Origin of the sequence: Emergencia sp. 1XD21-10 (genome assembly GCF_009936045.1) — a bacterium.
In the GTDB taxonomy this organism is placed as follows: domain Bacteria; phylum Bacillota; class Clostridia; order Peptostreptococcales; family Anaerovoracaceae; genus Senimuribacter; species Senimuribacter intestinalis.
Window position 1 is genome coordinate 106,593 of the sequence record NZ_QWEQ01000007.1, and the last position, 26,444, is coordinate 133,036.

Genomic DNA, 26,444 nt, shown 5'->3' on the forward strand with positions numbered 1-26,444 from the left:
TTTATTTCAGCTCCTTTCTTGCTTTTTTCTGTAGTTTTCTATGTTCCAACCATGCGTTGATACCCTTTTCTGCTGCCATCAGGAAGATGATAATGGAGAAAATGATATCGTAAATCTGGGTGGAAATGCCGACCATCATATCCATATAAGCTGCGCCTACGCTCATAATCGCAAAGAAGAAACTCATGATGATAATACCAATCGGGTTATAGTTCATAATCATAGCAACCAGCATACCGTCGAAATAGAATTCGTTGCTGACAGCTTCGGTCATGTGGCCCTGAGATCCATAAACCAGGAACATACCTACAAATCCGCAGATTGCACCAGAAGCAACCATAGACCCAATCATCAGCTTACTGCTTGGAAGTCCTGCAAATCTTGCAAATCTTTCATTCTCACCGGTTACCTTAATCTGAAGACCTGTGCTGGTCATCTTCATCACATACCAGATAAAAAATGCTACTACTGCACCGCCGATAAAACCAGTGGTCAAATTGGATGCCTGAATCAGCTTTGTAAAGCGAAGCGTATCCGGAAGATACTCTGTACCCTTTGCAATAGCCGCACTAGGTGCATTCCATGGTCCATTTACAAGATATGTACAAACCTTGATTGCCACGGTATTTAACATAATAGTCGTAATGACTTCGCTGACACCAAGCTTTACTTTTAAAAGCGCCGGAATCCATGCATAAAAACCGCCTACTACAACGGCACCAATAAATGAAAGTACCACTACTACAATAGTCGGGAGATTGGAGCACCAAAGACCAATCATGGTCGAAGTCAAAGCGCCAAAAAACAGCTGCCCTTCACCGCCGACGTTAAAAAGTCCGCCCTTTGCACCGATTGCCGTAGCAAGTCCCAAAAGGCAAAGCAGCATAGCGCGCTCTAAGGTATTACCGATAAAACGGGGACTTCCCAGAGCACCTTCAATCATCGCTCCGTAAGCTTCAAAAGGATTAAATCCTGTCAGTACCATCAGCACTGCGCCGATGAGCAGCGCTGCGATAATGCAGGCTGCCAACGTTCCGATATATCTTACATTAATTTTTTCCTTTAGCTGATTCATGCCTGCACCTCCGCTTCTTCATTTCGGTGTCCGGTCATGTAGTAACTGATACCCATCTTATCAATTTCGCCTTCTTTGAACTCTCCTGTGATTTCACCTTCGTACATGGTGATAATCCGGTCACTGAGACGGAATACTTCGTCCAAATCTGCACTGACCAGCAAAATTGCACAACCTTCGTTACGCTTGTCGATGATACACTGATGAATGAATTCAATGGCGCCTACATCCACGCCTCTAGTCGGCTGAGCAATGATAACAATCGGCGTATCAAAGGAAAATTCTCTGGCGACGACAACTTTCTGCATATTGCCGCCGGACAAAGAGCCAACCTCTGTGTTAACACCAGCGCCTCTCATATCAAACTTTCTAAACAGCTCATTGGCATACCTAACAATGGAAGATCGTTTTAGGTGAATCTTATATTTGGAAAACTCAGGCAACGTTTCCTTGCCGATAATCAGGTTGTCCGTAATGGTGGACTTAGTAGATACACCGGTGGCAATTCTGTCCTCCGGAATATGAGCAAGGCCTAAATCACGAACCTGTCCCGGACGCAGACGAGCAATATCTGTGCCTGATACTTTTACTGTACCTGCCTCAATATGGCGCATACCTGTAATCGCCTCAAGAAGCTCACTCTGACCATTACCTTCAATTGCTGCAATGCCCAAAATCTCACCTGCATGTACCTGCAAATCTACGCCGCGAACAGCAAGAAGACCGCGATTATCTGCAACCTGAAGATTCTCTACTTCAATCATCACATCGCCCGGCGTTCCTTTCTTCTCCAGTTTATCAAAGAGTACGTCACGACCTACCATCATGGAAGCCAAAATCTTTTCGTTGACATCTTTAGTCTGCTCCACGCCTACCAGCTGACCCTGACGCATTACCCCGACTCTGTCGGAAATAGCCATAACCTCGTTAAGCTTATGGGTAATGATAATAACGGTCATTTCTTTTTCTTTGACAATACGTCTGATTACATCAAATAATTCCTCTGTTTCCTGCGGGGTCAGTACTGCCGTGGGCTCGTCCAGAATCAAAATATCAGCACCCCTGTACAACGTTTTTAAAATTTCGACTCTCTGCTGCAGTCCTACGCTAATTTCTTCAACCACAGCCTTTGGGTCAACTACCAGACCATAATCCTCCACTAGATTCGATACCGCCTTTTCGGCACCTTTTAGGTCATAAAAAAATCTGTTCTTCCTCGGTTCTTTACTGAGCACGATATTCTGCGCCACAGTAAAAGAGGGAACCAGCATAAAGTGCTGGTGCACCATGCCTACGCCATGTTCAATTGATTCTGTCGGCGTATGCTTTTCCATCTTGCTGCCTTTGATATAGACATTGCCGCTGGTCGGTGTGTTAATACCGTAAAGAATATTCATCAGAGTACTCTTGCCTGCACCATTTTCTCCAACCAGCGCGAAAATTTCGCCCTTCCTGATATCAAAGGAAACGTTATCATTTGCCAGTACGCCCGGAAACTGCATGGTCACATTTTCAAACTTTACAATCGTCTCCTGCAAAATTGTTTCCTCACATTTCTTAGTCTACATAAATGAAATAAGGCGCGGCGTTAAAACGCCACGCCCTAAATGGTTTATTGCTTTTAAAATTTAGAATACGGTATCTACTACGATATCTCCTGCAGTAATCTTAGCCATCTGTTCATCCAAAGCTTTGATGACATCTTCAGGAACCAGCATATCCGCATCTTCCGGACCATATGCAACCTTTACATATTCGCCATCGGAACCAGCGTAGAATACCCGTCCGCCAATCCACTTGGAATCGTCGGAAGTGAAATCCTTTACGTAGTCAACGATAGACTTCTGTACGTTCTTAATCATGGAGCACAGAATCTCGTCTGCATACTTGGACATAGTGATTCTCTGATCCTGGTCAACGCCGATGCACTTAATGCCCAGTTCTTTTGCTTTCATGATAGCGCCGTTACCGGAACCGCCTGCTGCACAGAAGATAATGTCAGCACCCTTGGATGCCTGATCCTGTGCGTGTTCAGCGCCAAGGTTCGTGTCGGACCAGTCGCCAGTGTAACCCTTGATTACCTTAACATCCTTGTTCAGGTCTTTGCCAGCCTGCTCTGCGCCCTGCTTGTAACCAACGTAGAAGTCGTTGATAACAGGAATGTCAGCACCACCGATGAAGCCAACTACATTGCTTTCGGTCATGGAACCTGCGATATATCCTACCAGATAAGAACCCTCGTTCTGCTTGTAGGAGATACAAGTCAGGTTAGGAATGTCAGCATAATCATCAACCACATTGTCAACCCAAATAAACTTAGTATCCGGATACTCTTTTGCTACAGTGCCAATCATAAGCAGTTCGGAGCCTACACCGATTACTACATCAGAAGATTCTGCAGCAGTTCTCAGGCTCTGCTCGTATAAAGTCTCGTCAGTATTACATTCAGTAACTTTTACCTCGAAACCCTGTTCCTTCAACTCATTCAGACCTGCATTTGCAGAGTCGTTGAAAGACATGTCGCCCAGCTGCGTTGCAATAACTCCAGTAATTTTAACAGCCTTTGTTTCTGGCGCGTCAGCATCTCCGCCATCATCGCTTGAGCCGCAGCTTGCCATAAATAAGGACATGGACAGTACCATTACGGCAGCCAGGGTTAATGAAATAAATTTCTTCATCTTCATCCTCCGTTTTATCATATTTGTAATAAATATTTTGACTAGATTTTACCACAACTATTTCATATTATCAACACAATTCCGCAGATTAAACAAATGTATACAAAATCATTTCTGCCTTTTTAAACCCAAAATTCAGCTGCTCCTTATCGTGACAGTCACTCCCCAGAATCACAGAACAGTCGCTCTTTGCAAGCTCCCGCAAAATAAAGGCCGCCGGATACGGCACACTGCGATAACCTCTCGCCATAGCACCGGTATTGATTTCGATAATCGGCTTTTTTTCAGAAGCCAGCACCTGGTCCAGCGCCGAAAGGGCTGCCGCCTTGTACCAGTCCGCCTCTTCATCGAAGTATTTATAGCCTTCGTTAAACTTGGTCACCAGATCAAAATGTCCTAAAATATCGCAGCCGGTCTTATCTACAACGTCAGCTACAGACTGAAAATAGCTCTCTACATAAGCTCTGTAGTTACCGCCGAAGTACTTCTGTACATCAGCTACCATATCCTGCTCGGACTTGTCCACACATACCGGTGTACCATCCTTTGCAAGGGCATAATGAACAGAGCCGATGATATAATCATACGGATAATCGTCTCCTTCTCCAAGGTAATCTCGCTCGACTCCCAGATAAATGTCAATCTGTCCCCGGTACGCCTCCTTTAGACGCAGGACTTCCTCTCTGTAGCGCAAGGTGTTTGCCCTGCTCATGCAAAACTCCTCATCGTTGACCGAATACTCGTGACCGGAAAACCCAAGGGCACAAAACCCGAGGTCGATGGCTTTTTTTACCATCTCCTCAGGCTCATCTTTTCCATCGCAAAAACAGGTATGGGTATGCAAATTGAGATTCCCTTTTGGGTTTAACACAATCATTTCATTTTCTCCTGTTTCACTTTATGGTCTATAATATGACGGGAAGCCAGTTCACTCATCACGTCATCTACAGTGATTCCCATTTCTACCATAAGTACCATCACATGATACGCAAGGTCTGCAATTTCGTAAATCGTCTCCGCCTTGTCATCCGCTTTTCCTGCAATGATGACTTCGGTGGACTCCTCGCCGACCTTCTTCAAAATCTTGTCCATTCCCTTTTCAAAGAGGTAGGAAGTGTAGGAGCCCTCCGGCATTTCCTCCTTGCGGCCCTGCAGCATTTTGTAGAGACCTTTTACAGAGAATCCCTCGGTTTCTTCTATTTCCAGCTCTCCCATTACAGGAAATTCAAAGCAGGAATCGCCGCCCAGATGGCAGGCAGGTCCCTCTTTGTTGACCATGACAACCAGTGCGTCACGGTCGCAATCAGCCGTAATGCTGACGATATGCTGCACATTGCCGCTGGTTTCGCCCTTTCTCCACAGTTCCTGTCTGGAACGAGACCAGAAGCAGGTTCTCTTTTCCTCCATGCTGATTGCAAGGCTCTCTCTGTTCATATAAGCAAGAGTGAGCACCTTCTTGGACTGTGCATCCACCACAATGGCAGGAATCAGTCCCTTTTCATCAAATTTCAATTCTTCTATTTTTACCATAATCTTCTCCTGCTGTCTTCTTTAATATATTTTACTTTTTGTGTCAAGCCCATGAAAGCCATAAACCATGTTTTAGTACCTAACTGCTGTTTTTGTAAAAAAGGTACTAACACACCCCAATCATCGTACGCATTATATGGAAATCAAAGAATAAATCCCCACATAATGAAAGAATTATTCATGGATAAATGTATCATAAGCAAAAAAACGTGATAAATCTCCGTCAAATTCCAAATAACTTCTTCAAAAAAACTTCGATTAACATAATATCACTCCGAATCTTAGTACCTTTTTCACAAAAATCCGGAATAGGTACGAAAATTCCAATATCCATACCGATCTACTTCCTCACGTGAATACCGGCAGCTGCCAGCTGATTCTTCAAATCTGAAATCGCAACTTCTCCAAAGTGAAAAATAGATGCTGCCAATCCTGCATCAATGGCCGGAATCGCTCTGAATAAATCTATAAAATCAGAAATGCTGCCCGCACCGCCTGAAGCAATCACAGGCACGGACACCAAATCGTTTACCGCGCGCAGAAGCTCAATATCAAAGCCTTTCTTTACGCCGTCAGTGTCAATACTGTTGACTACAATCTCACCTGCGCCGCTGGCTTCACCCTGCTTAATCCATTCCAATGCGTCAAGCCCGGTATCCTCTCTGCCGCCTTTTGCAAAAACATGAAAACTGCCGTCAACACGTTTCACATCGACAGAAAGCACTACGCACTGATCACCATATTTCTTGGCAGCCTCTGCAATAAGTCCTGGATTTTTGATAGCGCCAGAGTTGACAGAAACCTTATCCGCGCCGCATTTCAGCACCCGGTCAAAGTCTGCAATGGTGTTGATACCTCCGCCAACAGTCAGGGGAATGAACACTTTGGAAGCCACTTCCTTCAGAATCTCCGTAAACAGCGCCCGCTCTTCAAAAGAAGCGGTAATGTCATAAAATACCAACTCATCCGCACCGTTTTCGCTGTAATATTTGCCAAGCTCCACCGGCGAAGAGACGTCTGACAATCCTTCAAAATTCACACCCTTTACCACTCTGCCGTTTCGCACATCCAAACAGGGAATAATTCTTTTGGTAATCATTTTGCTCCTCCTTCATCAAAGAGGGCAGCAAAGACGTCTGCCTGCTCAATAGATTTCGCCAAAGCGATAGCTTTTTGCAGATCGATTGCGCCGTTATAAATCGCTTTTCCGATGATAGCGCCGTAAACGCCCATATCAAGAAGCGCCGCCACATCCGCCATAGAAGACACGCCGCCGGAAGCTACAATATCGACGGGATACTTCTCTGAAAGCTCTTTGTAAAGCGCCTGATTCGTTCCCTGCATAGCGCCGTCCTTTGAAATATCCGTACAGATAATGCAGCTGACGCCGTCATCTGCCAGCTTTTCAAAAATCTCATCTACGGTAATCTGAGACACTTCTTTCCAGCCATGAATTGCCACATGCCTTTCCGAAATATCCACGCCTACCGCAATTTTTTCTTTATATTTCCTAATCATTTCTGTAGTAAATTCCGGCTCTTTTACAGCAACAGTGCCGAGAATCACCCGGTACACACCGGCGTCAATATACCGCTTGATGGTCTCTTCGCTGCGGATTCCTCCGCCGATTTCTACTTTCAGACCGGTTTCTGCCGCTAGGCGTTTTACCACCTGAAAATTCGGGGTATCGCCGTCCTTTGCGCCGTCTAAATCTACCACATGGAGAAACTCTGCCCCCTTCGCCTCAAACTCCTTGGCATAGGCTACCGGGTCGTCTCCGTATACTGTCATCTGGTCGTAGTCGCCTTTTAGCAGGCGTACCACCTTGCCATCACGCAAATCGATGGCAGGAAAAATTTTCATAACCAAACTTCCTTTCTCTCTTTTATAGCTCGCAAAATGCACGCAGAATCTTCATACCGATTTCGCCGCTTTTTTCCGGGTGAAATTGAACGCCGTAAACGTTATCCTTTGCAACTGCCGCCGTCAGTTCTGCCCCGTATTCTGTCGTTGCAATGGTCGCTTCCTCGCACTCACTTCCATAATAGGTATGGACAAAATACACAAAATCGCCCTCTTCCAGATATTTGAATATCGGGCTTTTTTCTTTGTCCTTGGGGAAATGAAGCCCATTCCAGCCAATATGAGGCACCTTGTAACCGCAAGGCACCACACCCTCCATGGTGACAATTTCACCGGGGATTAAACCCAGACCTGCATGCTCACCGTATTCATAACTTTTCTCAAAGAGCAGCTGCATACCGAGACAAATGCCAAGAAGTGGTTTTCCTTTGGAAACTTCCGAAAGCACCACCTCAGCCATACCGCTTTCCCGCAGTTTTAAAGCCGCATCACCAAAAGCGCCGACACCGGGAAGTATCAGCTTATCTGCTTTTTCAATCACCGCCGGATCGCTGGTTAATACCGCTTCCTGTCCGATATAACGGAAAGAACTTTCCAGAGAAAAAATATTTCCTACGCCGTAATCTATGATGGCAATCATTTACAGCACTCCCTTCGTGGAAGGAATTTCGTCTTTATATTCCTCGTCAATTTTTACTGCTTTTGCCATAGCTCTGCCGAAAGCTTTGAACATGGCTTCAATGATGTGGTGGGTATTCTCCCCTGCAAGCTGCTTAAAGTGCAAAGTCACCTGCGCCTTTCTTACAAAACCAAGAAAAAATTCTTTCACCAGTTCCGTGTCAAAATCTCCCACTTTCTCACATGGCATTTCTACCTGTAAGCCCAGATAATCTCTTCCGGAAATATCCACTGCGCATATCATCAAAGTCTCATCCATAGGCAGAATCATATCACCAAAGCGGCAGATTCCCCGCATGTCTGCGAGCGCCTCAGAAAAAGCGCTTCCCAGTACGATTCCAATGTCTTCTACGGTGTGGTGGTAATCCACGTCTGTATCTCCCTGACAGCTGACTGTAAGGTCAAATCTGCCGTGCCTTGCAAAGAGGGTCAGCATATGGTCTAAAAATCCACAGCCTGTATGAACAGCGCTTTCCCCTCTGCCGTCCATATTCAGCTTCAGACTGATTTGGGTTTCCGCTGTATTTCGATTGATTTCACTTGTTCTCATCTTTTTACCTCAAAATTTCTGATACTGCTTCTAAAAAGCAATCCATCTCTTCTCTTGTTCCAATGGTAATTCTATTGTACTGGCTGATTGCCTCTTTGTCAAAGTGACGAATCAAAATGCTTTTTTCCCGCAGCTTTTCATAAAGAACCCCACCGTCCACATCGGGAGATTTTGCAAAGAGAAAATTGGCCTTAGACGGCACCACCTCAAAGCCCATAGCAATCAGCTTTTCTGCAGTATAGGCTCTGGTTTCCATAATACGCCTGCAGTTTTCCATATAGTATTCATTTTCGGAAAGGGCTGCAATACCAGCAGCGCTGGTCATTCTATTGACATTGTACGGATTAGTGGAAAACTTGATTTTTTCAAGATCCGCAACCAGCGCTGCTGACGCGATGGCAAAACCCAGACGCGCCCCCGCCATGCTCCTCGATTTAGAGAAAGTCTGCACCACCAGCAGATTCTCATATTTATGTATCAATTCTACTGCGCTGTCTGCACCAAAATCCACATAAGCCTCGTCAATGAGCACCACCGAATCCCTGTTGGTTCTGACGATTTCTTCCACCTGCTGCAGCGAGAGGGTCTGTCCTGTCGGCGCATTGGGATTTGCAATGACAATCATGCCGTCCTTACAGACATAATCCTTGGGATCGATGGAAAAATCCGGTTTCAGTGGCACTTTCACATAATCGGTTTCGTAAAGGTCCGCAAAGACCTCGTAAAATCCATAGGAAGTCTCCGGAAAGTAGACCTTGCCGCCTTCGCCCGCAAAAGCCATAAAGGCAAAGTTTAAAATGTCATCGGAACCGTTGGTTACAAACACGTTGTTTCTCTGCACCCTGTAAAGATTTGCGATGGCCTGCTTCAAATCCGACGAATCCGGATCCGAATAAAGACGTAGATTTGCAGCCTCACCTGCGTTTAATGCTGCAATGGTAGCAGGTCCCGGTGGATAAGGTGATTCGTTGGTATTCAGCTTAATCATCACCTGATCTTTCGGCTGCTCTCCCGGCGTATAAGGCTTTAATTTCCTGTATTTTTCTACCAAAAATTTACTCATTTATTTTTCCTCTTTTTCCTTCAGCTGGGAAGCCAGACTGTCACGAATCTGCTCAATCTCTGCCGTCTTAAACTTAAAGCCCGCCTTATTGGCAATAAGTCTTGCGCTGATTGGCACAATAGTCTTTACCACTTCCAGATTATTTTCCTTCAGGGTCTTTCCCGTCTCCACGATATCCACGATGACATCTGAAAGACCCAAAATCGGTGCGATTTCAATAGAACCGTTGAGTTTGATGATGTCGATATCTCTGCTTTCCCTCTCGTAATAGGTTCTCGCGATATTTGGAAACTTTGTTGCAACCTTTAAGGTTCGCTCGGTGTTGTCGCGGAAAGTACTCTTTGCGGCAACCGCCATTCTGCATTTTCCAAGTTCCAAGTCCAAAAGCTCATAAACTTCTGGCTCGTATTCCAGCAAAATGTCCTTTCCCGCTACGCCGATATCTGCAGCTCCACGCTCCACATAAATAGTCACATCCGACGGCTTGACCCAGAAGTAGCGAACCCCCACGTCTTCGTTTTCAAAGATCAGCTTTCTGTTATCCTCTTTAATAGACGGACAAGGATAGCCCGCCTTTTCAAACATATCATAAACCTTCTGCCCCAGTCTTCCCTTGGGCAGAGCCACATTAATCATTTCTTTCAAGGATTTTTACCTCCCCATCTTCCAGTTTCAAAAGCTTCTTGTAAGTCATTTTCTCCGGAATACTGCGCTCCAAAAGGACACTTTCGCCCTTGTCACGCATATCCTTAGCCTCCTTCATCAAAAGGCGTAAATCCGATTTCTCATCGTAGAGAAAGACCACATCAAAGTCGTAGACTTTTTCACTAGGGTCAAGTCTGTCCAAAGAATCCAAATATACCGCAAAGCCAATAGCTCCGGCTTTCTTCCCCATTCGCTCCATCAGCTGATCATACTGACCGCCGGAGAGAATACTGTTTGGAATGCCCTTTATAAAACCTTTGTACAAAATACCGCTATAATAGCCCATATCGTTGACGATGGAAAAGTCGATATTGATATTCTTTGCCAGCTTGTTGACCGCCAAAATGCTGCAGATGGTTTCAAGTTCGGTCAAGGCCACTCTCACCTCATCGGAAAGGCTGGCTTTTTTCAGAGCCGTTAACACCTTCTTATATCCTCCATAGGTTGATACCAAAGTCTCGATGGACTGATATACCGTTTCTTCGATTCCGTTCTCTTCACATAGCTTGCGAATTTCGTGCAAATTTTTTTCCGCGATGCACTTCAAAACCTGCCGCTGCAGCTCCTCGCAAAGCGGCGCAAGCACTGCCTTAATGACGCCCATATGGGAAATTTCCAAAACGTAGTTACTGCTGATTGTCGCAAGGCTCTTTGCCGCCAAAGCGGTTACCTCACAAATATGATAAAGGTCGATATCGCCCATACACTCAAGACCCGTCTGCATAATTTCTTTATATGTATGAGAAGATTTGGAGGCGCGATAAATGTTCTCACTATAGTAAACTTTCTCTATATATCCTTCGCTGTGATGGTAATTCTTAATAATGGAAAGTGTTAAGTCTGGCTTTAAAGCCATCAGTTTTCCGTTGTCGTTAAAAGTGATCATGCTGTCAATCTGCAGGAATTCTTTATTCTTAACGTAAAGGTCGTATTCCTCAAACTTTCCCATCTTAAACTGTCTGTAGCCGTAGTTCTGGTATAGATTTCTCAGTTCAAAAGTTGCTCTTTCATCACTTTTCAGTAAACTTCTGCTGATTTTCATTGTCTGTCTTTAACTCCTTTCAGCTTTCATAGGGCACACCTTTTCCTTAAGTTCCGCCCTTCGCTTTATTATTTTACCACATTAAAGCATTAAATCAAGAGGCTCACACTATGTTTTTATGTTTTTTTTGCTATACAAAGCGGAGGACCGATTCTCAGATCGCCGACCCTTCGTCCTGCTGCCAGTGGCGGATAAAATGCATATATTCGCACAAAAGAACCAAAATATGCACAGCCCTCTGCATATATTTTAAAAAAAACTTCAATATATGCATATTCTATGGTTTTGAAAAGAAATTTTATCACTTCCTTGCCGATATTTTTCGTTTTCTAGATGCTATTGTGCATATATCAAACACTTTCTCCAAAAATATGCACATCAGTGTGCATATAATCGGCAAAACTTCTGAAAATATGCACACTACAGTTTTCCGGTAGTGCACACTCATCCATAAAAAAACTGCCCGCTTTCATAATATGTAAGTAGACAGCTTTCGCTTATTTTCTCATCAACTTGTGAATCTGGTCAAGCTCTTCCTCAAAGTCCTTGGAAACAGCGCCTGGATTTCTGCGAAGAATGTTCACCGCTCTTCGGTACTCCTTATCGGTACGCTCTGCCAGTTTCTGTCTATGAGTCTCCAGCCTTTCATAAAAGTCCACACGCTCCTGCAGCGCTTCCTGCTTATCGGTAAAATAGTTTTCTGCATAATCGCGAAGTGCTGCCAGTTTTGTCTCATACTCTCTTCGGGATTCTCTCAAATTTCGCTCAAAGCGATTGCGGAACTTTTCTGCTTTCGCCCCCTGCTCTTCCTTAAATTTCCGAATATCATCTTCAGCAAGGGCATAGACAAAATCAATTCTGCTCTGCAGTCTGCGCAGTTCCTCGTTGCTCTCTGCTTTTTTGATCAGCATAGCCTTTAAATCCAGCGCTTCGTTTACAGAAATGGTCATATCCACCGAGATCAATATGACAAGCGCCATTGCCGCAGCATCAATTGCTCCCATTGGAATCTGCAGCACTAGTTCTTCAATGGGAGGATGCAGCACTCTGACCAAAAGAATGGAAAATCCGCCCCACGCCAGAGATACAAATAGACAGATATGCCCATTCAAATTCAGCCTGTGCTGTGAGTAATCCCAATAGCGCACGCCAAAAATCTTCTGCATCGCCGCACCAGTGCAGTACTCCAGGATTGTCGAACTAATCATGCCAAACAGATAAATCAGTGGCAGGCTGTTGCGCACACCTAAAGTGGCAAAGAGAATCACAATTGCACCCGACCCATAAATCGGCAAGAATGGTCCATGCATAAAACCTCGATTTTCAAAATGTCCTGTGCGAACAGACACATACACAGTCTCCCAAATCCAGCCCAGAAAACAATATATAAAAAATAGAAACACCCACTGTGTCGGACTATAATACATCGGTTTTCTTTCCCTCTTTATGACATAGTTCCGTATTCGGACAGCTTCCGCAATGGAAATTGCACTTTTCTTCGTTAATATCTCTCTCTGCTTCATTTTTCGATGCCATGACAACGGTGGCAAAGCCAATCAGCCCCAATACCACAGCTACCACAACGATATATCCAATATGACTAAAAAAATATTCCACTTTATATGTCCTCCAACTCGTTTTTCGTTAATCCGCCTTCTGCCATTTTAGCACAAGAAACGCCGAATGAAAACAGGCATATTTTTCAGCCCTACGGCAGGGGTGCGAAAAATTATCAGCGAATTGAACTGTGACAAAAGTGACAAATTTCTTGATTTTTGTCACTTTTATCAAGATTGAATCCCGCAGCAAGAGGTTCGTTTAATCATTCCTCGAACACTTCTCAGCGTCAATGGCAAGCACCAGCATCAGCACATACAGCGCGTCCTTTGAATCTTCGATATCCAGCACGTAAGTATCTGTCCAGTGGAATAACTCTTTGGAAATCACGGCTACCTTTCTTCCATCGACACCGATGACTTCGTAATCCCATTCCATGAAATCTCCTTCGATATGCCAACCGTTAAAGTCGATATGATACCGTGGCTTCAGAAATGAAAACTCCTTGCTGATACTTCCGATATATCCCTCTCCTTCGTAGATTTCAAACTTAGGCAGCCATGTCAATACTTTCTCCCTGACTGTTCCGACTTCACTTCCCCGCGCGTCAAAAATTTTCAGGCAATGTCCCCAGGCAAGCTGCCCCTGCACCGTGTACACCGGTCGTTCTGATTCATCATATATATCATAACTGTCAAACCATGAAAAAAATCTCTGTTTAAATCTCAGCTTCATCCCGTACCTCTCATTAAAATCAAATTACCTGAAATTATTATACCACAAGCGCAGCACCTGGTGCTGCGGCGGCGTATGCCGCCTGTGCCGTAGGCACAGAGTTTGTGATTCAATGTTCTCTCAGGCGTCAGAATCTTCAATTCTGCTAACGCCGTGAGGTTATTATACCACATATTGATAGCAGCAGAAAGAGAAATCGCAGGTGCGGAAAGGCAAAACCTTGAAAACTTTTGCGGCTTTGTTCGCGGATTACCTGTTGCAGTTTCATGGGTTTGTCGTGATTACACAGTACATGCATCTTGAAAAAATTCCCATTCTATCGTATAATTAGAAGTAAGAAACCTGAAATCATGTGAATTTATATGAAAGGACAGAAATTATGAAAAGAAGAAAATTATTATCCCTCGTTCTTGCTTTTGCGTTGGTTCTAACCACTGCTTTCGCAGGTGCGGAAAGTATCTTTGCGGGGACTGTGTCTGACGCAGCTGGTACCCCAGCCACAGAAATTACAGCACAGGGCGCAAATTCAACAGAAGATATCAATGCATATGTCGCCAGAATGACCACAGGCAGTGACAATGTTACTGTCATTCCGGTCAAAACAACAAAAGGCGGCACCTTGGCAATTCCACTTTCCGGCGTTGAAGTAGGAAAAGGCGTTACCGTAACCCTGCACTCTACTTCTGCTGCAACCAGCGGAGACAAAATTGGCTACTCCAAATATCTAAGCAGTTCAAAAGTAGAAGACACCCTGTACGCAAAAGTAAAAAAAGCGGGCACTTACTATTTGAAGTTTGAAACTGCAAGCTACAACGCTGGCATGCCGCAGTCCGTAGGATTTCGCGCTATTCTCTATCCTGCAGGCGGCACGCTGACCAAAGGCAAAGTATTCTACGGCGCAAGTCCGGATAACAGTGGCGTTTCCTACTATAAGGTAACCGCCCCTGGCAACGGCTATCTGACTGTTAGCTTTCCAGAAAGACTGACCGACTACTCTAGTTTCAACATTAAACTGATGAATTCCAAGAAAAACAGTCTGTTCACCAACTTTGAATATCTGTCTTCCAGCAAGGCATACAAGACCACCATCGGCGTTGCGAAAGGCACCTATTACATTGCGGTAAAGAATTCTGACAATGCTTACGGTATCAAAGTTTCTTTCACCAGCGTCAAGGAAAGCAGCGGCTCTTCCAAGAGCAAGGCAAAGTCCATTTCCAAGGGCAGTACCAAGAAAGGCATCATCACTGCAGCGCAGAGTGCAACTTCTGGAGACTGGTACAAATTTAAAATCACCAAAACCCAGTATGTCAAATTTACCTTTAAAGTAAAGGCTAACGGCGGCGGCAGTTCTGGCGGACTGAAAGCAGCTTTCTATCAATCCGGTAAAACCTATCCGGCTACCAGCGTCAACTGTTACGGCGATGATGGCAAAGAAGTGCAGCTATACACCATCGGCAAAGGCACTAAGCTGGCGCCGGGCACTTACTACATCAAGGTCCAGAAGTATAGTCACGGAAATGGTTACTATACGCTGAAATGGAACAAGTAATAAAACTATAAGTATACAAAAACACCGGCTTATCATCAGTCGGTGTTTTTATGTTCAAAACTAGCCATGCATTCAATGCGTGGTTTCTTATATATAAAAAAGGCGGGAATACTCCCGCCCATTGTTTTTAGTTTTCTTTCAGTTTGGCTACCAGTTCGCCTGCTTTAACCTGCTGGCCTTCGTGTACATAGATTGTGTCTACGACGCCCTTTGCAGTTGCCAGAATATTGGTTTCCATCTTCATCGCTTCGATGACTGCGATCGGCTGTTTTTCTTCTACCGCTTCGCCTTCCTTCACCAAAATCTTCAGGATATTGCCCGGGATATTGGCGCCGATTTCCATCGGATCGTCCTCGTTTGCAAAACGTGCAGTTGCGATGGAAGAAACAGCAGACTGCATATCTTCGTCCTTAATCTTAACGATTCTTCTGTTGCCGTTGACTTCAAATACCAAATCGCGGTTGCCTTCCGGATCTACGCCTCTGATTTCGTGCAGCTTGATGACCAACACTTTTCCTTCCTCCAGCTTGACTTCACAGGTTTCACCTTCGGAAAGACCGTGGAAGTAGATATCGCTGCCCATGTATCTAAAGTTCCCATCCTTTTTCAGGCTCTTGTGGTAGTCTTCAAATACTTTAGAGTACATTGCATAACTGATGATATCCTGCGGCGTTGCATCTATTCCCAGTTCATCTTTCAGATGCGCTTTGATTGCACCGAAATCTTCCGGCGGTAAAAGTTCACCAGGTCTGCAGGTAATCGGTGTTTTACCTTTCAGCACAACTTTCTGAATATCTTCTGGGAAACCGCCTTCTGGCTGCCCCATCATACCTTCAAAGTAAGATACAGTGGAATCCGGGAAGTCGATATCCTTACCCTTTTCAACGATGTTCTCCGGTGTAATGTCGTTCTGTACCATAAAGATTGCCAAATCGCCCACTACCTTGGAGGACGGTGTTACCTTGATGATATCACCCAGCATCTGATTTACTGTTTTATACATATCCTTTACTTCCTGGAACTTGTGTCCAAGGCCGAAGGATTCTACCTGCGGTTTCAGGTTGGAGTACTGCCCGCCAGGGATTTCATACTTGTAGATTTCCGCAGTGGAAGTCGCCATATCGGATTCAAAGTTCTTGTAAACCGGTCTAACATCTCTCCAGTATTCGGAAATCTTCTGAATACCGTCAAGATCTATGCCTGTATCTCTGCTACTGTTTTCAACAGCAGCAACCACAGAGTTCAGCGCTGGCTGAGAAGTCAGACCGCTCATACTGTTAAATGCTGCATCTACTACGTCTACGCCTGCCTGTGCAGCCATCAGAATGGTAGCCACACCGTTTCCACTGGTATCGTGGGTGTGCAGATGAATCGGCATATCCACCTCTTCCTTCAGCGCTTTCACCAGCTTATAAGCTGCCATCGGCTTGAGAAGACCGGACATATCCTTGATGCCCAGAATGTGAGAGCCTCTCTTCTCCAGCTCCTTTGCCATTCTGATATAGTAATCCAGATTGTATTTGGTTCTGGAATCATCCAGAATATCTCCGGTGTAGCACAGGCATGCTTCTGCAATTTTGCCCTGTTTCAAGGTTTCATCCAGAGCTACTTCCATACCCTGAATCCAGTTCAGAGAGTCAAAGATACGGAACACATCGATACCAGCAGCCGCAGACTGCTTGACGAATTCTCTGATTACATTATCCGGATAGTTCTTGTAGCCGACTGCGTTGGCCCCTCTGATCAGCATCTGGAACATAACATTAGGAATCTTGGCACGCAGCGTTTCCAGTCTTTCCCATGGAGATTCCTTGAGGAACCTGAAGGAAGTATCGAAGGTTGCACCGCCCCACATTTCGATGGAGAACAGGTCTTTGCCGTAAAGCGCCATTGCCGGTGCAATCTTTTCCATATCTACAGTTCTGACCCTGGTTGCCATCAGGGACTGCTGAGCATCTCTTGTCGTGGTATCCGTAATCAGCAGTTTCTTCTGTTCTTTGGTCCATTTTGCAACAGCCTCCGGTCCTTCCATGTCGAGAAGCTGCTTAGTTCCTTTCAACGTGTTGATTTCGGTCATCGGAATCTTCGGGAATACCGGCACGTCAAACTGCGGCTTGACGCCTTTTGTCTCATTGACGACTTTATTTCCGATGAAGTTTAAAACCTTCAGTTCTTTATCATCAGCTTTTCTGATATTGAGCAGCTCAGGGTTAGCCCCGATAAAGCCGGTATCACAATCGCCCGCTTTAAAGGTAGGATGATTCAGTACATTAAGTAAAAAACCGATATTGGTCTTAACGCCTTTAATCTGAGTTTCACGCAGGGCTCTGATCGCCTTTCTGGTCGCGCCCTCAAAGGTATTGGAATATGCCGTAATCTTAACCAGTAAGCTGTCATAATATGGAGATACGACAGAACCGGTAAATCCATTGCCGCCGTCCAAACGAATGCCGTAGCCGGAAGCACTTCTGTAAAGTTCGATGGTTCCGGTATCAGGCGCAAAACCGTTGGCAGGGTCTTCTGTGGTAATTCTGCACTGAATCGCATTTCCTCTCATCTGAATATCTTTCTGGCTTCTGATGCCGACTTCGTCGGAATCAAGCGGATATCCTTCGGCGATGAGAATCTGAGATTGTACGATATCAATACCGGTTACCATTTCTGTTACCGTATGCTCTACCTGGATTCTCGGATTCATCTCGATAAAGTAGTGATTGCCATGTTTATCCAGCAAAAATTCAACTGTACCTGCACTTCTGTAGTTTACGGCTCTTGCGATTTTCAGCGCATCTTCGCAGATTGCCTTTCTCTTTTCCTCAGTCAGACACAGCGCCGGCGTAAACTCGATAACCTTCTGGTGTCTTCTCTGAATGGAGCAGTCTCTTTCGCAAAGATGCACTACATTGCCGTATTTGTCTCCCAAAATCTGCACTTCGATGTGCTTCGGGCTTTCTAAATATTTTTCAATAAAGATGTCGTCGATGCCGAAGGCTTTCTTCGCTTCGCTCTTTGCACTTCTATACTCCGGCAGCAGATCCTGCTCGTTTCTGACAATACGCATACCGCGTCCGCCGCCGCCGGCAGCAGCCTTGAGCATAATCGGATAGCCGCACTTCTGTGCAAACTCAACAGCTTCCTTTTCAGTTTGAATTGCCTTTTCTACACCTGGAATAGTAGGAACGCCTACCTTCATTGCGACCAGTTTGGACTGAATCTTGTCGCCCAGACTTCCCATCATCTTGTCAGTCGGTCCGATAAATTCGATGCCTGCGTTTTCACATGCCGCTGCGAACTCCTGATTCTCTGAAAGGAATCCATAGCCCGGATGAATGGCGTCTACACCCTTGGCTTTTGCTAGCTCGATGATTTCCTCGATGGCAAGGTAAGCCGCAACTGGCGCTTTGCCTTTGCCAATCTGATAGGATTCATCTGCTTTGGTTCTGAACAGCGAATTCTTGTCTTCTTCTGAGTAAACTGCAACGGTTCTAATCCCCAGCTCGTTACAAGCACGGAAAATTCGAATTGCAATCTCGCCTCTGTTGGCGACCAGCACTCTCTTGAATTTTTTAATTTCTTTCATTTTTCTCTCCCATTCTCTCATCTCACAGGTTCAGAATTTTTCCGCCCCAGAGATGTATAAAAAAATTAAAATAATTTAAAAAACTATTGAATGATATGAATATCAACCTGGGGATAAGGAATCTCAATACCCGCCTGGTCAAAAGCAATTTTTACATTTTCCTCTAAATAATATTTTACATCAAAATAGTCCTCTGTGGAACACCAAACTTTCAAATCCATCAAAATCGCATGGTCTCCATGGGACGATACACCGATAACAAACTCCGGTTCTTTTTGCGCCTTGGGACAACGCTCAGCAACAGCAAGCAGGATTTCCTTTGCTTTTCCGATATCCGCCTGATAACTGATGCCAAAGGTACAGTCCACTCTGCGCATCTGTTCTCTGGAATAATTGGTTAAAATTGATGTGGTAATGGTCCCATTGGGAATGGTCACCACTTTATTGTCAAAGGTATGCAGCTTCGTTGTCAAAAGGTCGATGGCGTCAACCACACCTATAGTTCCGCTTACCTCTATGGTATCATCTTTGTTAAAAGGTTTGTTCATCAATATGATGATGCCGCCTGCCACATTGCCGAGGCTGTCCTTAAGAGCCAGCGCAATGGCAGCGCCGCCTGCGCCCAGCACTGCAACTAGTGATGCCGGACTAATTCCCAGCATCGGCAGCACCGATACGATTAGTACGATCCACAGAATAATCCGGGTAGATTTTAGAATAAATAAATACAATGCTTCATCCAGATTGGATCGCTCCAGTGCCTTTTTCTCAATCCGCAGAATAATGCGAATGGCAATCCAGCCAAGTAGGACGACGAGCAGCGTTGTTCCAAGATCTATTAAAAGTTCTATGTTTTTTTGAGACATATATTATCTCCCTGATCTTCTTCTTTCAATCTCGCGAAGCAGCTTTTTGCGCAGCCTGATATCATCCGGTGTAATTTCTACCAATTCATCGTCAGCAATAAATTCCAACGCTTCTTCCAAAGTGAAAGTTCTCGGCGGTGAAAGTTTAACAGCATCATCATTTCCCGCTGCACGCATATTGGTGGCTTTCTTCGCTTTGCAAGGGTTTACCTCCATGTCATCACTTCTGGAATTCATGCCTACAATCATGCCTTCGTAAACTTTGGTTCCTGGATCCACAAACATCTGCACACGCTCACTGATACTAGCCAGTGCGTAAGGAGTGCATACGCCCTCTTCAATGGCAATGGCAACGCCGTTGGTTCTGCCTGCAATATCTCCCTTGTATGCTTCAAAGGTAAGGAATCTGCGCTCCATAGTCCCCTCTCCGTGGGTGTCGTTGATAAATTCAGAGCGGTAGCCTAAAAGTCCTCTTGTCGGCACGTGATATTCCAGCTTGGAATAGCCGTTTTCGCCGGTCATCTGCACCATAATCCCTTTACGGAGATTCAGTTTAGAGATTACTGTTCCAGTATATTCATCAGGCACGCTGAGCACCACTTCTTCAATAGGCTCCAGCTTTTTACCCTGTTCATCTTTTCTGTAAATCACTTCCGGCTTGGAAACCGCCAGTTCATATCCTTCTCTTCTCATATTTTCAATAAGAATAGAAAGGTGCAGTTCCCCTCTGCCGGATACTTTGAAACTGTCAGTGGAATCTGTATCCTCCACCATCAGACCTACATTGACCTCCAGTTCCTTGTTCAGTCTTTCCCTGATATGTCTTGAGGTGACAAATTTGCCAACTTTTCCGGCAAACGGCGACTTGTTTACCATAAAATTCATAGAAAGAGTCGGTTCTTCGATGTGAATCATCTCCATCGGCTCAGGTTTTGCCACATCGCAGATAGTCTCACCGATAGAAATATCTGCAATACCGGAAACTACGACAATATCACCGCACTCAGCCTGCGGCACTGCTATCCGCTTAAGCCCTCTGTATACAAAGACCTGATTGACCTTTCTCTGTACAATCTGACCGTCTTCCTTTGCAACGGCTACAGTCTGCCCTTCCTTCAAAACACCTCTCGTGATTCTGCCGATGCCTAATCTTCCGATATAGTCATCGTAAGCCAGCGTGGATACCTGCAGCTGCAGCGGTTCTTCTCGCAAATCAGCATAAGGCTCGCAGTGCTCGATAATCGTGTCAAAAAGCGGCGTAATGTCAAGACCTGCAAATCCTGCCGGCGTGTGTTTCATTTTCACATCACCTTGTTCTACAGAAAGCCCCTCCGCCTCCTTCGGGTCACGAACCGCAATCCCCTGTCTTGCAATCCCGTAAAGAATCGGAAAATCAAGCTGTGTATCGTTTGCATTTAGATCCATGAAAAGTTCATAAACCTCATCCACGACCTCATCAATTCTTGCGTCTTTTTTATCTATTTTATTAATGAATAAAATCGGATTCAGCCCCTGTTCCAAAGATTTGCTCAGTACAAATCTGGTCTGCGGCATCGGTCCCTCGCTGGAATCCACCAACAAAATTACCGTATCCACCGTCTTCATAATACGTTCCACTTCTGAAGAAAAGTCCGCATGCCCCGGCGTATCTACAATATTAATCTTTACATCACCGTGCATCACAGAACAGTTCTTGGAATAGATGGTAATGCCTCTTTCCCTTTCGATGTCATCACTATCCATAACACAGTCAGCAACTTCCTCGTTTGCTCGAAATACTCCGCTCTGATTGAGAAACGCATCAACCAGGGTGGATTTTCCCGCATCGACATGAGCGATGACTGCTATATTAATTATCTTTTGTTTGTCTGTCATTTCATTACCTTCTTTTTTTGAAAAAAATACTTATTAATTTTACCACGTTAACGCATCTTGTTCAATAGTTTGTGCAAGGTTTTTGTATTTTTTTGTTAAATTTTTATAATATTCATCTATATTTTTTGTGTATACAACTACAGTTCACCTTCCGGCGTTCTTTTGCATACTATAACGTATGATTAAATTTAGGAGGACTACTTATGCCTAGTGTTTTTTTAAGCCCCTCAACCCAGGAATACAACCTTTTTGTAAACGGCGGTACCGAGGAATACTATGCCAATCTCATCACCGATGCCATGATTCCTTATCTCAGAGCAAGCGGCATCACTTTTTCCAGAAACAATCCCGGCGGCACGGTGAGCAACTCTATCGCCGATTCCAATGCCGGAAACTACGATCTGCACTTTGCCATTCACTCCAACGCTGCACCGCCCAATCTTGCCGGCGCTATCAAAGGTCCCGACGTATATTATTACAGAGACTCCGCTGCCGGAAAAAGCGCTGCCGAAATTACCGCAAACAATCTAAAACAGATCTATCCAAATCCGTCTCTAGTCACTGCAGTTCCAACCACCACCCTGGCAGAACTGCGCCGCACAAAGGCTCCCGCCGTTCTGGTAGAGGTCGCCTACCATGATAACGTCGATGACGCTAACTGGATCAAAAACAATATCAACGCCATTGGACGCAACTTCGCACTTTCCATCGCCGATATTCTCGGCGTTCCTTTTGTAGAGGCCTGATGCTTCACAGCTGATCTATCGTAGGATTTACATGGTAAAAGTCACGCAGCGCTTCATACTGCCGCTGCGCTCTCTCTGCTCGGCTACTTCCTGCATTTGCATTCTTTACAGCCTTTATCATGATATTTCTTGCCGTATGCGCAAGGCTGGTAAATTCAATCATCGCTACATCATAGCCGCAGGCTTCCAGTTTAAGGCCGCGCAGACCGTCTGTCAGGTATTCTGTCAGGCGGTCTTTTAAAATTCCGTGTTTCAGCATAGGCTGATGGATTTCGCTCTTAATCTGAGAAAACAGCTCATGCTGGCAGCAAGGCACTGACAAGATTACCTTAGTATTCCAAGAAACTGCATTGATGAGTGCATAATCTGTAGCAGTATCACAAGCATGAAGCGTCACTACCATATCCGCATAGTCTGCGGTGTAGTCTGCAATATCACCCCGCAAGAACTGCAGTCCGTCGTATTGCAGATCTTCCGCAATTTTACTGCAGAACTGAATGACATCCTCTTTCAGATCCAGTCCGATAATTTCCACATCCCGCTCTTTCAAAATTTTCAAGTAGTAATAAAGCGCAAAAGTAAGATAAGCCTTGCCACAGCCAAAGTCAATGATTCGCAGCGTCCTGTCCTTTGGAAGAGACGAAAACACATCCTCCACGATTTCCAGATACCGATTAATTTGCCTGTATTTGCTATAATGCCTCTGTATCACATTTCCGTCTTTATCCATAACTCCAAGTCGCACTAAAAAGTCGCAAGGTGTCTTTTCCGGAATGATCCTCCTCTTCTCTCTGTTGTGTTCCAGGGTTGGCATGCCCTTTGTGGCAGACTTTGTGGTAATTCTCGGCTTTTCCGGCTTTGCTGCCAGCACTTGCAAATCCTCAGAAAGCGTGAAAATATTTACTTGTTTAAATTCCTCTCGCACAAGACGCATCGCCAAAGCTGCCGCTTCCGACTCCGAAAGATTCTCATGAGTCACCTTTTTTTCGAAGGTATACTCTGCCTGAAAGCACGACTTTCCCGAAATCTTCAGCGGTCTGATGGTGACCTTTGTACAAGCAAGTGATTTTTTACGCTTGCCGGAAAAGATCATCCGCACCAATTCCCCTGTTGAAAATATATCGTTAAACAGTGTCTGTAATGTTTCCATTTTCTACATTTCTCCTCTAATATATTCCTGTCAGATTCATCAGCTGCGGCGTCAAATAACATTCAAGTACAGCTGCGACAATCAAAAGCGGTATTACGACCATCACAAATCCCTTAGCAATTCCATTGAGCATAGGTAGAATTTTTTCATCCCTTGCCTTTCCGAAAATTTTCATGGTGAGGATTTTGCAAAGATAGATGCCCATAGCCATGGAAAGGAAAAAAGCTGGCAGTTCAAAAATCCCGTGAGGCAAAAGTCCAAATATAATAGTCTTGGTCAGACTGACAGCACCGCTTGCCTGCACGATTCCCAGCAGTGCGCCGATCATCATTGCATTGGAAAGCAGCGCCCAAGCAGGTAGGAATATAAATGGGATGAATCCGATTCCTACACAGGTAGCACATGCAAAAAGATTGCTGCGAAAAAGGGATAGAAGCGAAAGCGTTCCATCTTTTCCTGTCACAGCTTCTACATTTGGCATATAAAGCGCCAGCGCACTCTGTGCATCTTGGCTGTTTTCATAAAAATAAAAGCTGAAAACTGCAGTCACCACGATAAACACGGCTCCTACAGCCAAGGTCATTTTCAGTAGTTTTTCTCTCATAAGCATCTCCTGTTTATCCGTAAATCTTTGCTAGAATCCACAGCATGGCATTAGTTGGAAGAATTCTGTACAAAACTCCCAGAAATTCATTAGAAAGTCCGACAATTTTGTGCGCAGGAAGTTTCTTTCGCCGAATCAATGCGCATACAGTGTCCGCCACCTTCACAGGAGACATGCCATGCTGTTCAGACTGCTCCATCTTTGCTACTGACGCTGAGATCCTGCCCTGATAAATATCGTCTCCTTCTGCTGTCTTTATACGGTTTTCTGTAAACTCAGTTTTCACATCGTTGAGCATGATGGTGCAGGTTTCCACACCAAAAGGCTTCATCTCTATACCCAGTGCATCGCTAAAGGCATTAACCCCGGCTTTGCTGGCTGCATAATAGCTCTGGAACGGAATAGGAAAAATTGCCGCAAGAGAGGATATAAAGATAATTTTTCCTCCGCCCTGCGCTCTCATCCGGTAAGCCGCCTGCTGTGCGCAGGCGATAGCACCGAATACATTGACTTCAAATTGTCTGCGGTAATCCTTTTCACTGGTAAATTCCGCTGCACCGGAAATCCCCATGCCTGCATTGACAACCAGCAGATCAATACAACCTGCTTTTTCCTGCACTTCCCCAAAAGCAGCAGCCACACTTTCCCTTTTCGTCACATCGCAGCTGATCCAATCTATTTCAGAAAGACCTGCACTGCTTCTTGCAAGCCCAAAGACCCGGTATCCATCTGTAAGCAAACCCTTTGCGATTTCCAGACCGATGCCCTTGGACGCGCCGGTCACTACTGCACATCTATGTTTCATACGTTATTTCATCTCCCTTTTATCATCTGACTCCAGTTTGCGATAAATCTCTTTGCGTGCACCTCTTGTGCGAATCAGACTTCTCATCCAGAACACGATAAGTAGAATCAGGAAGAGCACGCCTGCATCCATACGCCACTGCAAACTCCCATCTAATAAATCTATGACTGCAATTATCGCTGCAATCACAACAACCATGATTAAATCTTTAATTTTCTTGTTCAACTTGCTACCTCATTTCAATTCTTCTCTTATTGCTCAGCGCCATATACCCCGATATAGATTCGATTTCGACCGCTTCCATGCTCACGCAGAAGCCCCTTCTCGCAAAGTCTTCTCAATAGCTGGTAAGCTTTTGTAGTTTTTATTTGTAAAAGAGACTCTGTTTCTTTTCGGGTAATAAAGCCCTTTGCTCTCACATGGCGTAAAATACGTTCCTCTTCTGTGATATAAGGGATAGGCGCACCTTCTGAAGATGCATAAACGTATCTGATTTCCGGCATCTTAATACCCCCTAAAGCAAGTTCCTGCGCTTCATCACCGATTTGGTTCTTTTCATAAACTGTATCCTCATCAGAATTGCGGTTCGGAAGTGTTACTCGAAACGCGCCCTGTGCTGTCTCAATCTTTGGCTGTTTCGGCTCTTCCCTATACATCCGCATAATCTTGCTGATGCCTGTACCATAACTTTCAATCAGGCCCATCCTATAAAAAATTGAAGCCAAATTAGGATTTCTTGATTGAGAAACCCCTATAAGAATCGCTTCAAGGGATAACCCCTGCACCAGACCACCTAAAGAGATAAATTCTACACGATCCTCATAAATATTGACCAGCGTGCTTGCACTGAAAGCATAATCCCGATGTACAATGCAGTTGATCAAAGCCTCTCTGACTGCACCTTCTGGATAATCACGCCGATCAATTCTGTTTAATCCAGAAAAAGTGGCCTTTGTCTTATTACTCAAATCAATCAGTTCATACACACTGCGCAACTGCTTCAAAAGCGAACCAGAAAATTCTTTCCTGCTAAGAAAAACTTCCTTCTCCTTACCCTGAAAAATTGCGACTTTAATACTGTGTTCACACTGATCCGACAAGAGCTGCGCTAAGTTGGTGTAAAGACCGTCCTCTCCAATCAAATGCAGATTTCTCATCTGGGATATGCCAAACTCGATTTCTTTTTGCTGCATCTCAGCCTCTAACACAGAAAATGTAAGATTCTGCTCCATACTGCGGCTGTCCTCATAAGATTTACCGCTGCCGTCCAGTATCAGCTGTCTGATACCCTCATCACTAACGGGCAAACAGGCGCTGCCCTGCCTGATATAAACCCCCGAAGGTCGCAATCCCTTGCTCTTTAAATAATACGGTCTTCTAGTTCCCACCTGCACTTCAATCTCAACAACTGCTTTTCCTTCTATCTCAACGGTTCTAATCTGTACAAAAGGCATGACATCCGGCATAATCCCATCAGAAAGAGCACTGGAAACCTGTAACATCACCGCATCCGAATCATCTACCCCTCTTACGCTTCCGTCATTTCTGATTCCAATATAAATGCTGCCTCCTTCTGCATTGGCAAAGGCAATGACTTCTTTCTTGATATCACCTGTGAAAACTTCTTTCCATTCCACGTCTATATTTTCAATCCGCTTCATCTCAGTTTCCCTCCTACAATAACTTCTTTCTTTTTATTATAACCAAAAAAACAAAAAATTCAACCGTAAAAGAAAGAAAAAGAAAGATTGTGAAATAAAAAATTCTATAACAAATGAAAAACAAGAGTCCAT

Annotated in this window: 25 protein-coding genes; 2 read left to right on the top strand and 23 right to left on the bottom strand. The window is 44.7% G+C overall.

Features of this window, described 5'->3' with window-relative positions; all coding sequences use genetic code 11:
* Window position 1: 1 nt before the first annotated feature.
* The 15 genes from D1151_RS05505 to D1151_RS05575 all read right to left on the bottom strand — a co-directional run bounded on the left by D1151_RS05505 (window position 2) and on the right by D1151_RS05575 (window position 13,476).
* The gene (locus tag D1151_RS05505; protein WP_161908234.1) at window positions 2-1,075 is read right to left on the bottom strand and encodes an ABC transporter permease; all 1,074 of its coding nucleotides are present in this window, start codon (window positions 1,073-1,075) and stop codon (window positions 2-4) included.
* Window positions 1,072-2,613, bottom strand: coding sequence for an ABC transporter ATP-binding protein (locus D1151_RS05510; RefSeq protein WP_161908235.1), 1,542 nt, complete (start codon window positions 2,611-2,613; stop codon window positions 1,072-1,074). The genes D1151_RS05505 and D1151_RS05510 overlap by 4 nt, the downstream gene beginning before the upstream one ends.
* 90 nt (window positions 2,614-2,703) lie before the next feature.
* Window positions 2,704-3,753, bottom strand: coding sequence for a BMP family ABC transporter substrate-binding protein (locus tag D1151_RS05515; protein ID WP_161908236.1), 1,050 nt, complete (start codon window positions 3,751-3,753; stop codon window positions 2,704-2,706).
* Window positions 3,754-3,841: 88 nt separating this feature from the next.
* Entirely contained in the window at window positions 3,842-4,630 is a 789-nt protein-coding gene (locus tag D1151_RS05520; protein ID WP_161908237.1) for a histidinol-phosphatase, read from the bottom strand.
* The gene (hisIE, locus tag D1151_RS05525; protein WP_161908238.1) at window positions 4,627-5,283 is read right to left on the bottom strand and encodes a bifunctional phosphoribosyl-AMP cyclohydrolase/phosphoribosyl-ATP diphosphatase HisIE; all 657 of its coding nucleotides are present in this window, start codon (window positions 5,281-5,283) and stop codon (window positions 4,627-4,629) included. Before hisIE ends, D1151_RS05520 begins: the two co-directional genes overlap by 4 nt.
* A 340-nt stretch (window positions 5,284-5,623) precedes the next feature.
* A complete protein-coding gene (hisF, locus tag D1151_RS05530; protein ID WP_160202680.1) occupies window positions 5,624-6,382 on the bottom strand; it encodes an imidazole glycerol phosphate synthase subunit HisF in 759 nt (252 codons plus the stop codon).
* Window positions 6,379-7,146: a 1-(5-phosphoribosyl)-5-[(5-phosphoribosylamino)methylideneamino]imidazole-4-carboxamide isomerase gene (hisA, locus tag D1151_RS05535; protein ID WP_160202681.1), complete on the bottom strand. Its 768-nt coding sequence runs from the start codon at window positions 7,144-7,146 to the stop codon at window positions 6,379-6,381. Before hisA ends, hisF begins: the two co-directional genes overlap by 4 nt.
* Window positions 7,147-7,168: 22 nt before the next feature.
* Entirely contained in the window at window positions 7,169-7,786 is a 618-nt protein-coding gene (gene hisH, locus D1151_RS05540) for an imidazole glycerol phosphate synthase subunit HisH (protein WP_161908239.1), read from the bottom strand.
* The gene (hisB, locus tag D1151_RS05545; RefSeq protein WP_161908240.1) at window positions 7,787-8,374 is read right to left on the bottom strand and encodes an imidazoleglycerol-phosphate dehydratase HisB; all 588 of its coding nucleotides are present in this window, start codon (window positions 8,372-8,374) and stop codon (window positions 7,787-7,789) included.
* Window positions 8,375-8,378: 4 nt separating this feature from the next.
* The gene (gene hisC / locus D1151_RS05550; protein WP_161908241.1) at window positions 8,379-9,437 is read right to left on the bottom strand and encodes a histidinol-phosphate transaminase; all 1,059 of its coding nucleotides are present in this window, start codon (window positions 9,435-9,437) and stop codon (window positions 8,379-8,381) included.
* A complete protein-coding gene (gene hisG / locus D1151_RS05555) occupies window positions 9,438-10,073 on the bottom strand; it encodes an ATP phosphoribosyltransferase (protein ID WP_161908305.1) in 636 nt (211 codons plus the stop codon).
* Entirely contained in the window at window positions 10,066-11,184 is a 1,119-nt protein-coding gene (locus D1151_RS05560; RefSeq protein WP_161908242.1) for an ATP phosphoribosyltransferase regulatory subunit, read from the bottom strand. Before D1151_RS05560 ends, hisG begins: the two co-directional genes overlap by 8 nt.
* Window positions 11,185-11,681: 497 nt before the next feature.
* Window positions 11,682-12,611 carry a hypothetical protein gene (locus D1151_RS05565; protein ID WP_160202686.1) on the bottom strand — a complete coding sequence of 310 codons (930 nt, stop codon included), beginning with the start codon at window positions 12,609-12,611 and terminating at the stop codon, window positions 11,682-11,684.
* On the bottom strand, window positions 12,601-12,801 hold the full coding sequence (locus D1151_RS05570; protein ID WP_161908243.1) for a hypothetical protein: 201 nt from the start codon (window positions 12,799-12,801) through the stop codon (window positions 12,601-12,603). Before D1151_RS05570 ends, D1151_RS05565 begins: the two co-directional genes overlap by 11 nt.
* A 201-nt stretch (window positions 12,802-13,002) precedes the next feature.
* The gene (locus D1151_RS05575; RefSeq protein ID WP_160202688.1) at window positions 13,003-13,476 is read right to left on the bottom strand and encodes an LURP-one-related/scramblase family protein; all 474 of its coding nucleotides are present in this window, start codon (window positions 13,474-13,476) and stop codon (window positions 13,003-13,005) included.
* A gap of 379 nt (window positions 13,477-13,855) precedes the next feature.
* Between D1151_RS05575 and D1151_RS05580 the strand changes: the two genes are divergently transcribed.
* Window positions 13,856-15,025, top strand: a complete 1,170-nt coding sequence (locus tag D1151_RS05580) for a hypothetical protein (protein WP_160202689.1) — start codon at window positions 13,856-13,858, stop codon at window positions 15,023-15,025.
* A gap of 127 nt (window positions 15,026-15,152) precedes the next feature.
* Here D1151_RS05580 and D1151_RS05585 read toward each other — a convergent pair whose 3' ends face one another.
* The 3 genes from D1151_RS05585 to typA all read right to left on the bottom strand — a co-directional run bounded on the left by D1151_RS05585 (window position 15,153) and on the right by typA (window position 21,346).
* On the bottom strand, window positions 15,153-18,605 hold the full coding sequence (locus tag D1151_RS05585; RefSeq protein ID WP_161908244.1) for a pyruvate carboxylase: 3,453 nt from the start codon (window positions 18,603-18,605) through the stop codon (window positions 15,153-15,155).
* A gap of 83 nt (window positions 18,606-18,688) precedes the next feature.
* Entirely contained in the window at window positions 18,689-19,471 is a 783-nt protein-coding gene (locus D1151_RS05590) for a mechanosensitive ion channel family protein (protein WP_160202690.1), read from the bottom strand.
* A gap of 3 nt (window positions 19,472-19,474) precedes the next feature.
* A complete protein-coding gene (gene typA / locus D1151_RS05595; RefSeq protein ID WP_160202691.1) occupies window positions 19,475-21,346 on the bottom strand; it encodes a translational GTPase TypA in 1,872 nt (623 codons plus the stop codon).
* Window positions 21,347-21,549: 203 nt separating this feature from the next.
* Between typA and D1151_RS05600 the strand changes: the two genes are divergently transcribed.
* Window positions 21,550-22,092 (top strand): N-acetylmuramoyl-L-alanine amidase, encoded by a 543-nt coding sequence (locus D1151_RS05600; RefSeq protein ID WP_160202692.1) that lies wholly within the window; start codon window positions 21,550-21,552, stop codon window positions 22,090-22,092.
* 4 nt (window positions 22,093-22,096) lie between these two features.
* On the opposite strand, the gene D1151_RS05605 is transcribed toward D1151_RS05600, so the two are convergent.
* The 5 genes from D1151_RS05605 to D1151_RS05625 are packed head-to-tail and all read right to left on the bottom strand — an operon-like array spanning window position 22,097 to window position 26,312.
* Window positions 22,097-23,242: an SAM-dependent methyltransferase gene (locus D1151_RS05605; protein WP_161908245.1), complete on the bottom strand. Its 1,146-nt coding sequence runs from the start codon at window positions 23,240-23,242 to the stop codon at window positions 22,097-22,099.
* A 16-nt stretch (window positions 23,243-23,258) separates the two neighbouring features.
* A complete protein-coding gene (locus tag D1151_RS05610) occupies window positions 23,259-23,846 on the bottom strand; it encodes a stage II sporulation protein M (RefSeq protein ID WP_161908246.1) in 588 nt (195 codons plus the stop codon).
* A 13-nt stretch (window positions 23,847-23,859) separates the two neighbouring features.
* A complete protein-coding gene (locus D1151_RS05615; RefSeq protein ID WP_161908247.1) occupies window positions 23,860-24,651 on the bottom strand; it encodes an SDR family oxidoreductase in 792 nt (263 codons plus the stop codon).
* A 3-nt stretch (window positions 24,652-24,654) separates the two neighbouring features.
* Window positions 24,655-24,876 carry a hypothetical protein gene (locus D1151_RS05620; protein ID WP_160202696.1) on the bottom strand — a complete coding sequence of 74 codons (222 nt, stop codon included), beginning with the start codon at window positions 24,874-24,876 and terminating at the stop codon, window positions 24,655-24,657.
* A gap of 26 nt (window positions 24,877-24,902) precedes the next feature.
* A complete protein-coding gene (locus D1151_RS05625) occupies window positions 24,903-26,312 on the bottom strand; it encodes an RNA-binding domain-containing protein (RefSeq protein ID WP_161908248.1) in 1,410 nt (469 codons plus the stop codon).
* Window positions 26,313-26,444 lie beyond the last annotated feature (132 nt).

Coding starts and splice junctions, on each gene's coding strand:
- D1151_RS05615 (WP_161908247.1), bottom strand. CDS start 24,651: ATGAAACATAGATGTGCAGTAGTGACCGGCGCGTCCAAGGGCATCGGT.
- typA (WP_160202691.1), bottom strand. CDS start 21,346: ATGACAGACAAACAAAAGATAATTAATATAGCAGTCATCGCTCATGTC.
- D1151_RS05625 (WP_161908248.1), bottom strand. CDS start 26,312: ATGAAGCGGATTGAAAATATAGACGTGGAATGGAAAGAAGTTTTCACA.
- D1151_RS05585 (WP_161908244.1), bottom strand. CDS start 18,605: ATGAAAGAAATTAAAAAATTCAAGAGAGTGCTGGTCGCCAACAGAGGC.
- D1151_RS05580 (WP_160202689.1), top strand. CDS start 13,856: ATGAAAAGAAGAAAATTATTATCCCTCGTTCTTGCTTTTGCGTTGGTT.
- hisH (WP_161908239.1), bottom strand. CDS start 7,786: ATGATTGCCATCATAGATTACGGCGTAGGAAATATTTTTTCTCTGGAA.
- D1151_RS05605 (WP_161908245.1), bottom strand. CDS start 23,242: ATGGAAACATTACAGACACTGTTTAACGATATATTTTCAACAGGGGAA.
- D1151_RS05505 (WP_161908234.1), bottom strand. CDS start 1,075: ATGAATCAGCTAAAGGAAAAAATTAATGTAAGATATATCGGAACGTTG.
- hisG (WP_161908305.1), bottom strand. CDS start 10,073: ATGATTAATGTGGCTCTGCCCAAGGGAAGACTGGGGCAGAAGGTTTAT.
- D1151_RS05590 (WP_160202690.1), bottom strand. CDS start 19,471: ATGTCTCAAAAAAACATAGAACTTTTAATAGATCTTGGAACAACGCTG.
- hisB (WP_161908240.1), bottom strand. CDS start 8,374: ATGAGAACAAGTGAAATCAATCGAAATACAGCGGAAACCCAAATCAGT.
- hisA (WP_160202681.1), bottom strand. CDS start 7,146: ATGAAAATTTTTCCTGCCATCGATTTGCGTGATGGCAAGGTGGTACGC.
- D1151_RS05600 (WP_160202692.1), top strand. CDS start 21,550: ATGCCTAGTGTTTTTTTAAGCCCCTCAACCCAGGAATACAACCTTTTT.
- hisC (WP_161908241.1), bottom strand. CDS start 9,437: ATGAGTAAATTTTTGGTAGAAAAATACAGGAAATTAAAGCCTTATACG.
- D1151_RS05575 (WP_160202688.1), bottom strand. CDS start 13,476: ATGAAGCTGAGATTTAAACAGAGATTTTTTTCATGGTTTGACAGTTAT.
- D1151_RS05515 (WP_161908236.1), bottom strand. CDS start 3,753: ATGAAGAAATTTATTTCATTAACCCTGGCTGCCGTAATGGTACTGTCC.
- D1151_RS05610 (WP_161908246.1), bottom strand. CDS start 23,846: ATGAGAGAAAAACTACTGAAAATGACCTTGGCTGTAGGAGCCGTGTTT.
- hisF (WP_160202680.1), bottom strand. CDS start 6,382: ATGATTACCAAAAGAATTATTCCCTGTTTGGATGTGCGAAACGGCAGA.
- D1151_RS05560 (WP_161908242.1), bottom strand. CDS start 11,184: ATGAAAATCAGCAGAAGTTTACTGAAAAGTGATGAAAGAGCAACTTTT.
- D1151_RS05565 (WP_160202686.1), bottom strand. CDS start 12,611: ATGTATTATAGTCCGACACAGTGGGTGTTTCTATTTTTTATATATTGT.
- D1151_RS05520 (WP_161908237.1), bottom strand. CDS start 4,630: ATGATTGTGTTAAACCCAAAAGGGAATCTCAATTTGCATACCCATACC.
- hisIE (WP_161908238.1), bottom strand. CDS start 5,283: ATGGTAAAAATAGAAGAATTGAAATTTGATGAAAAGGGACTGATTCCT.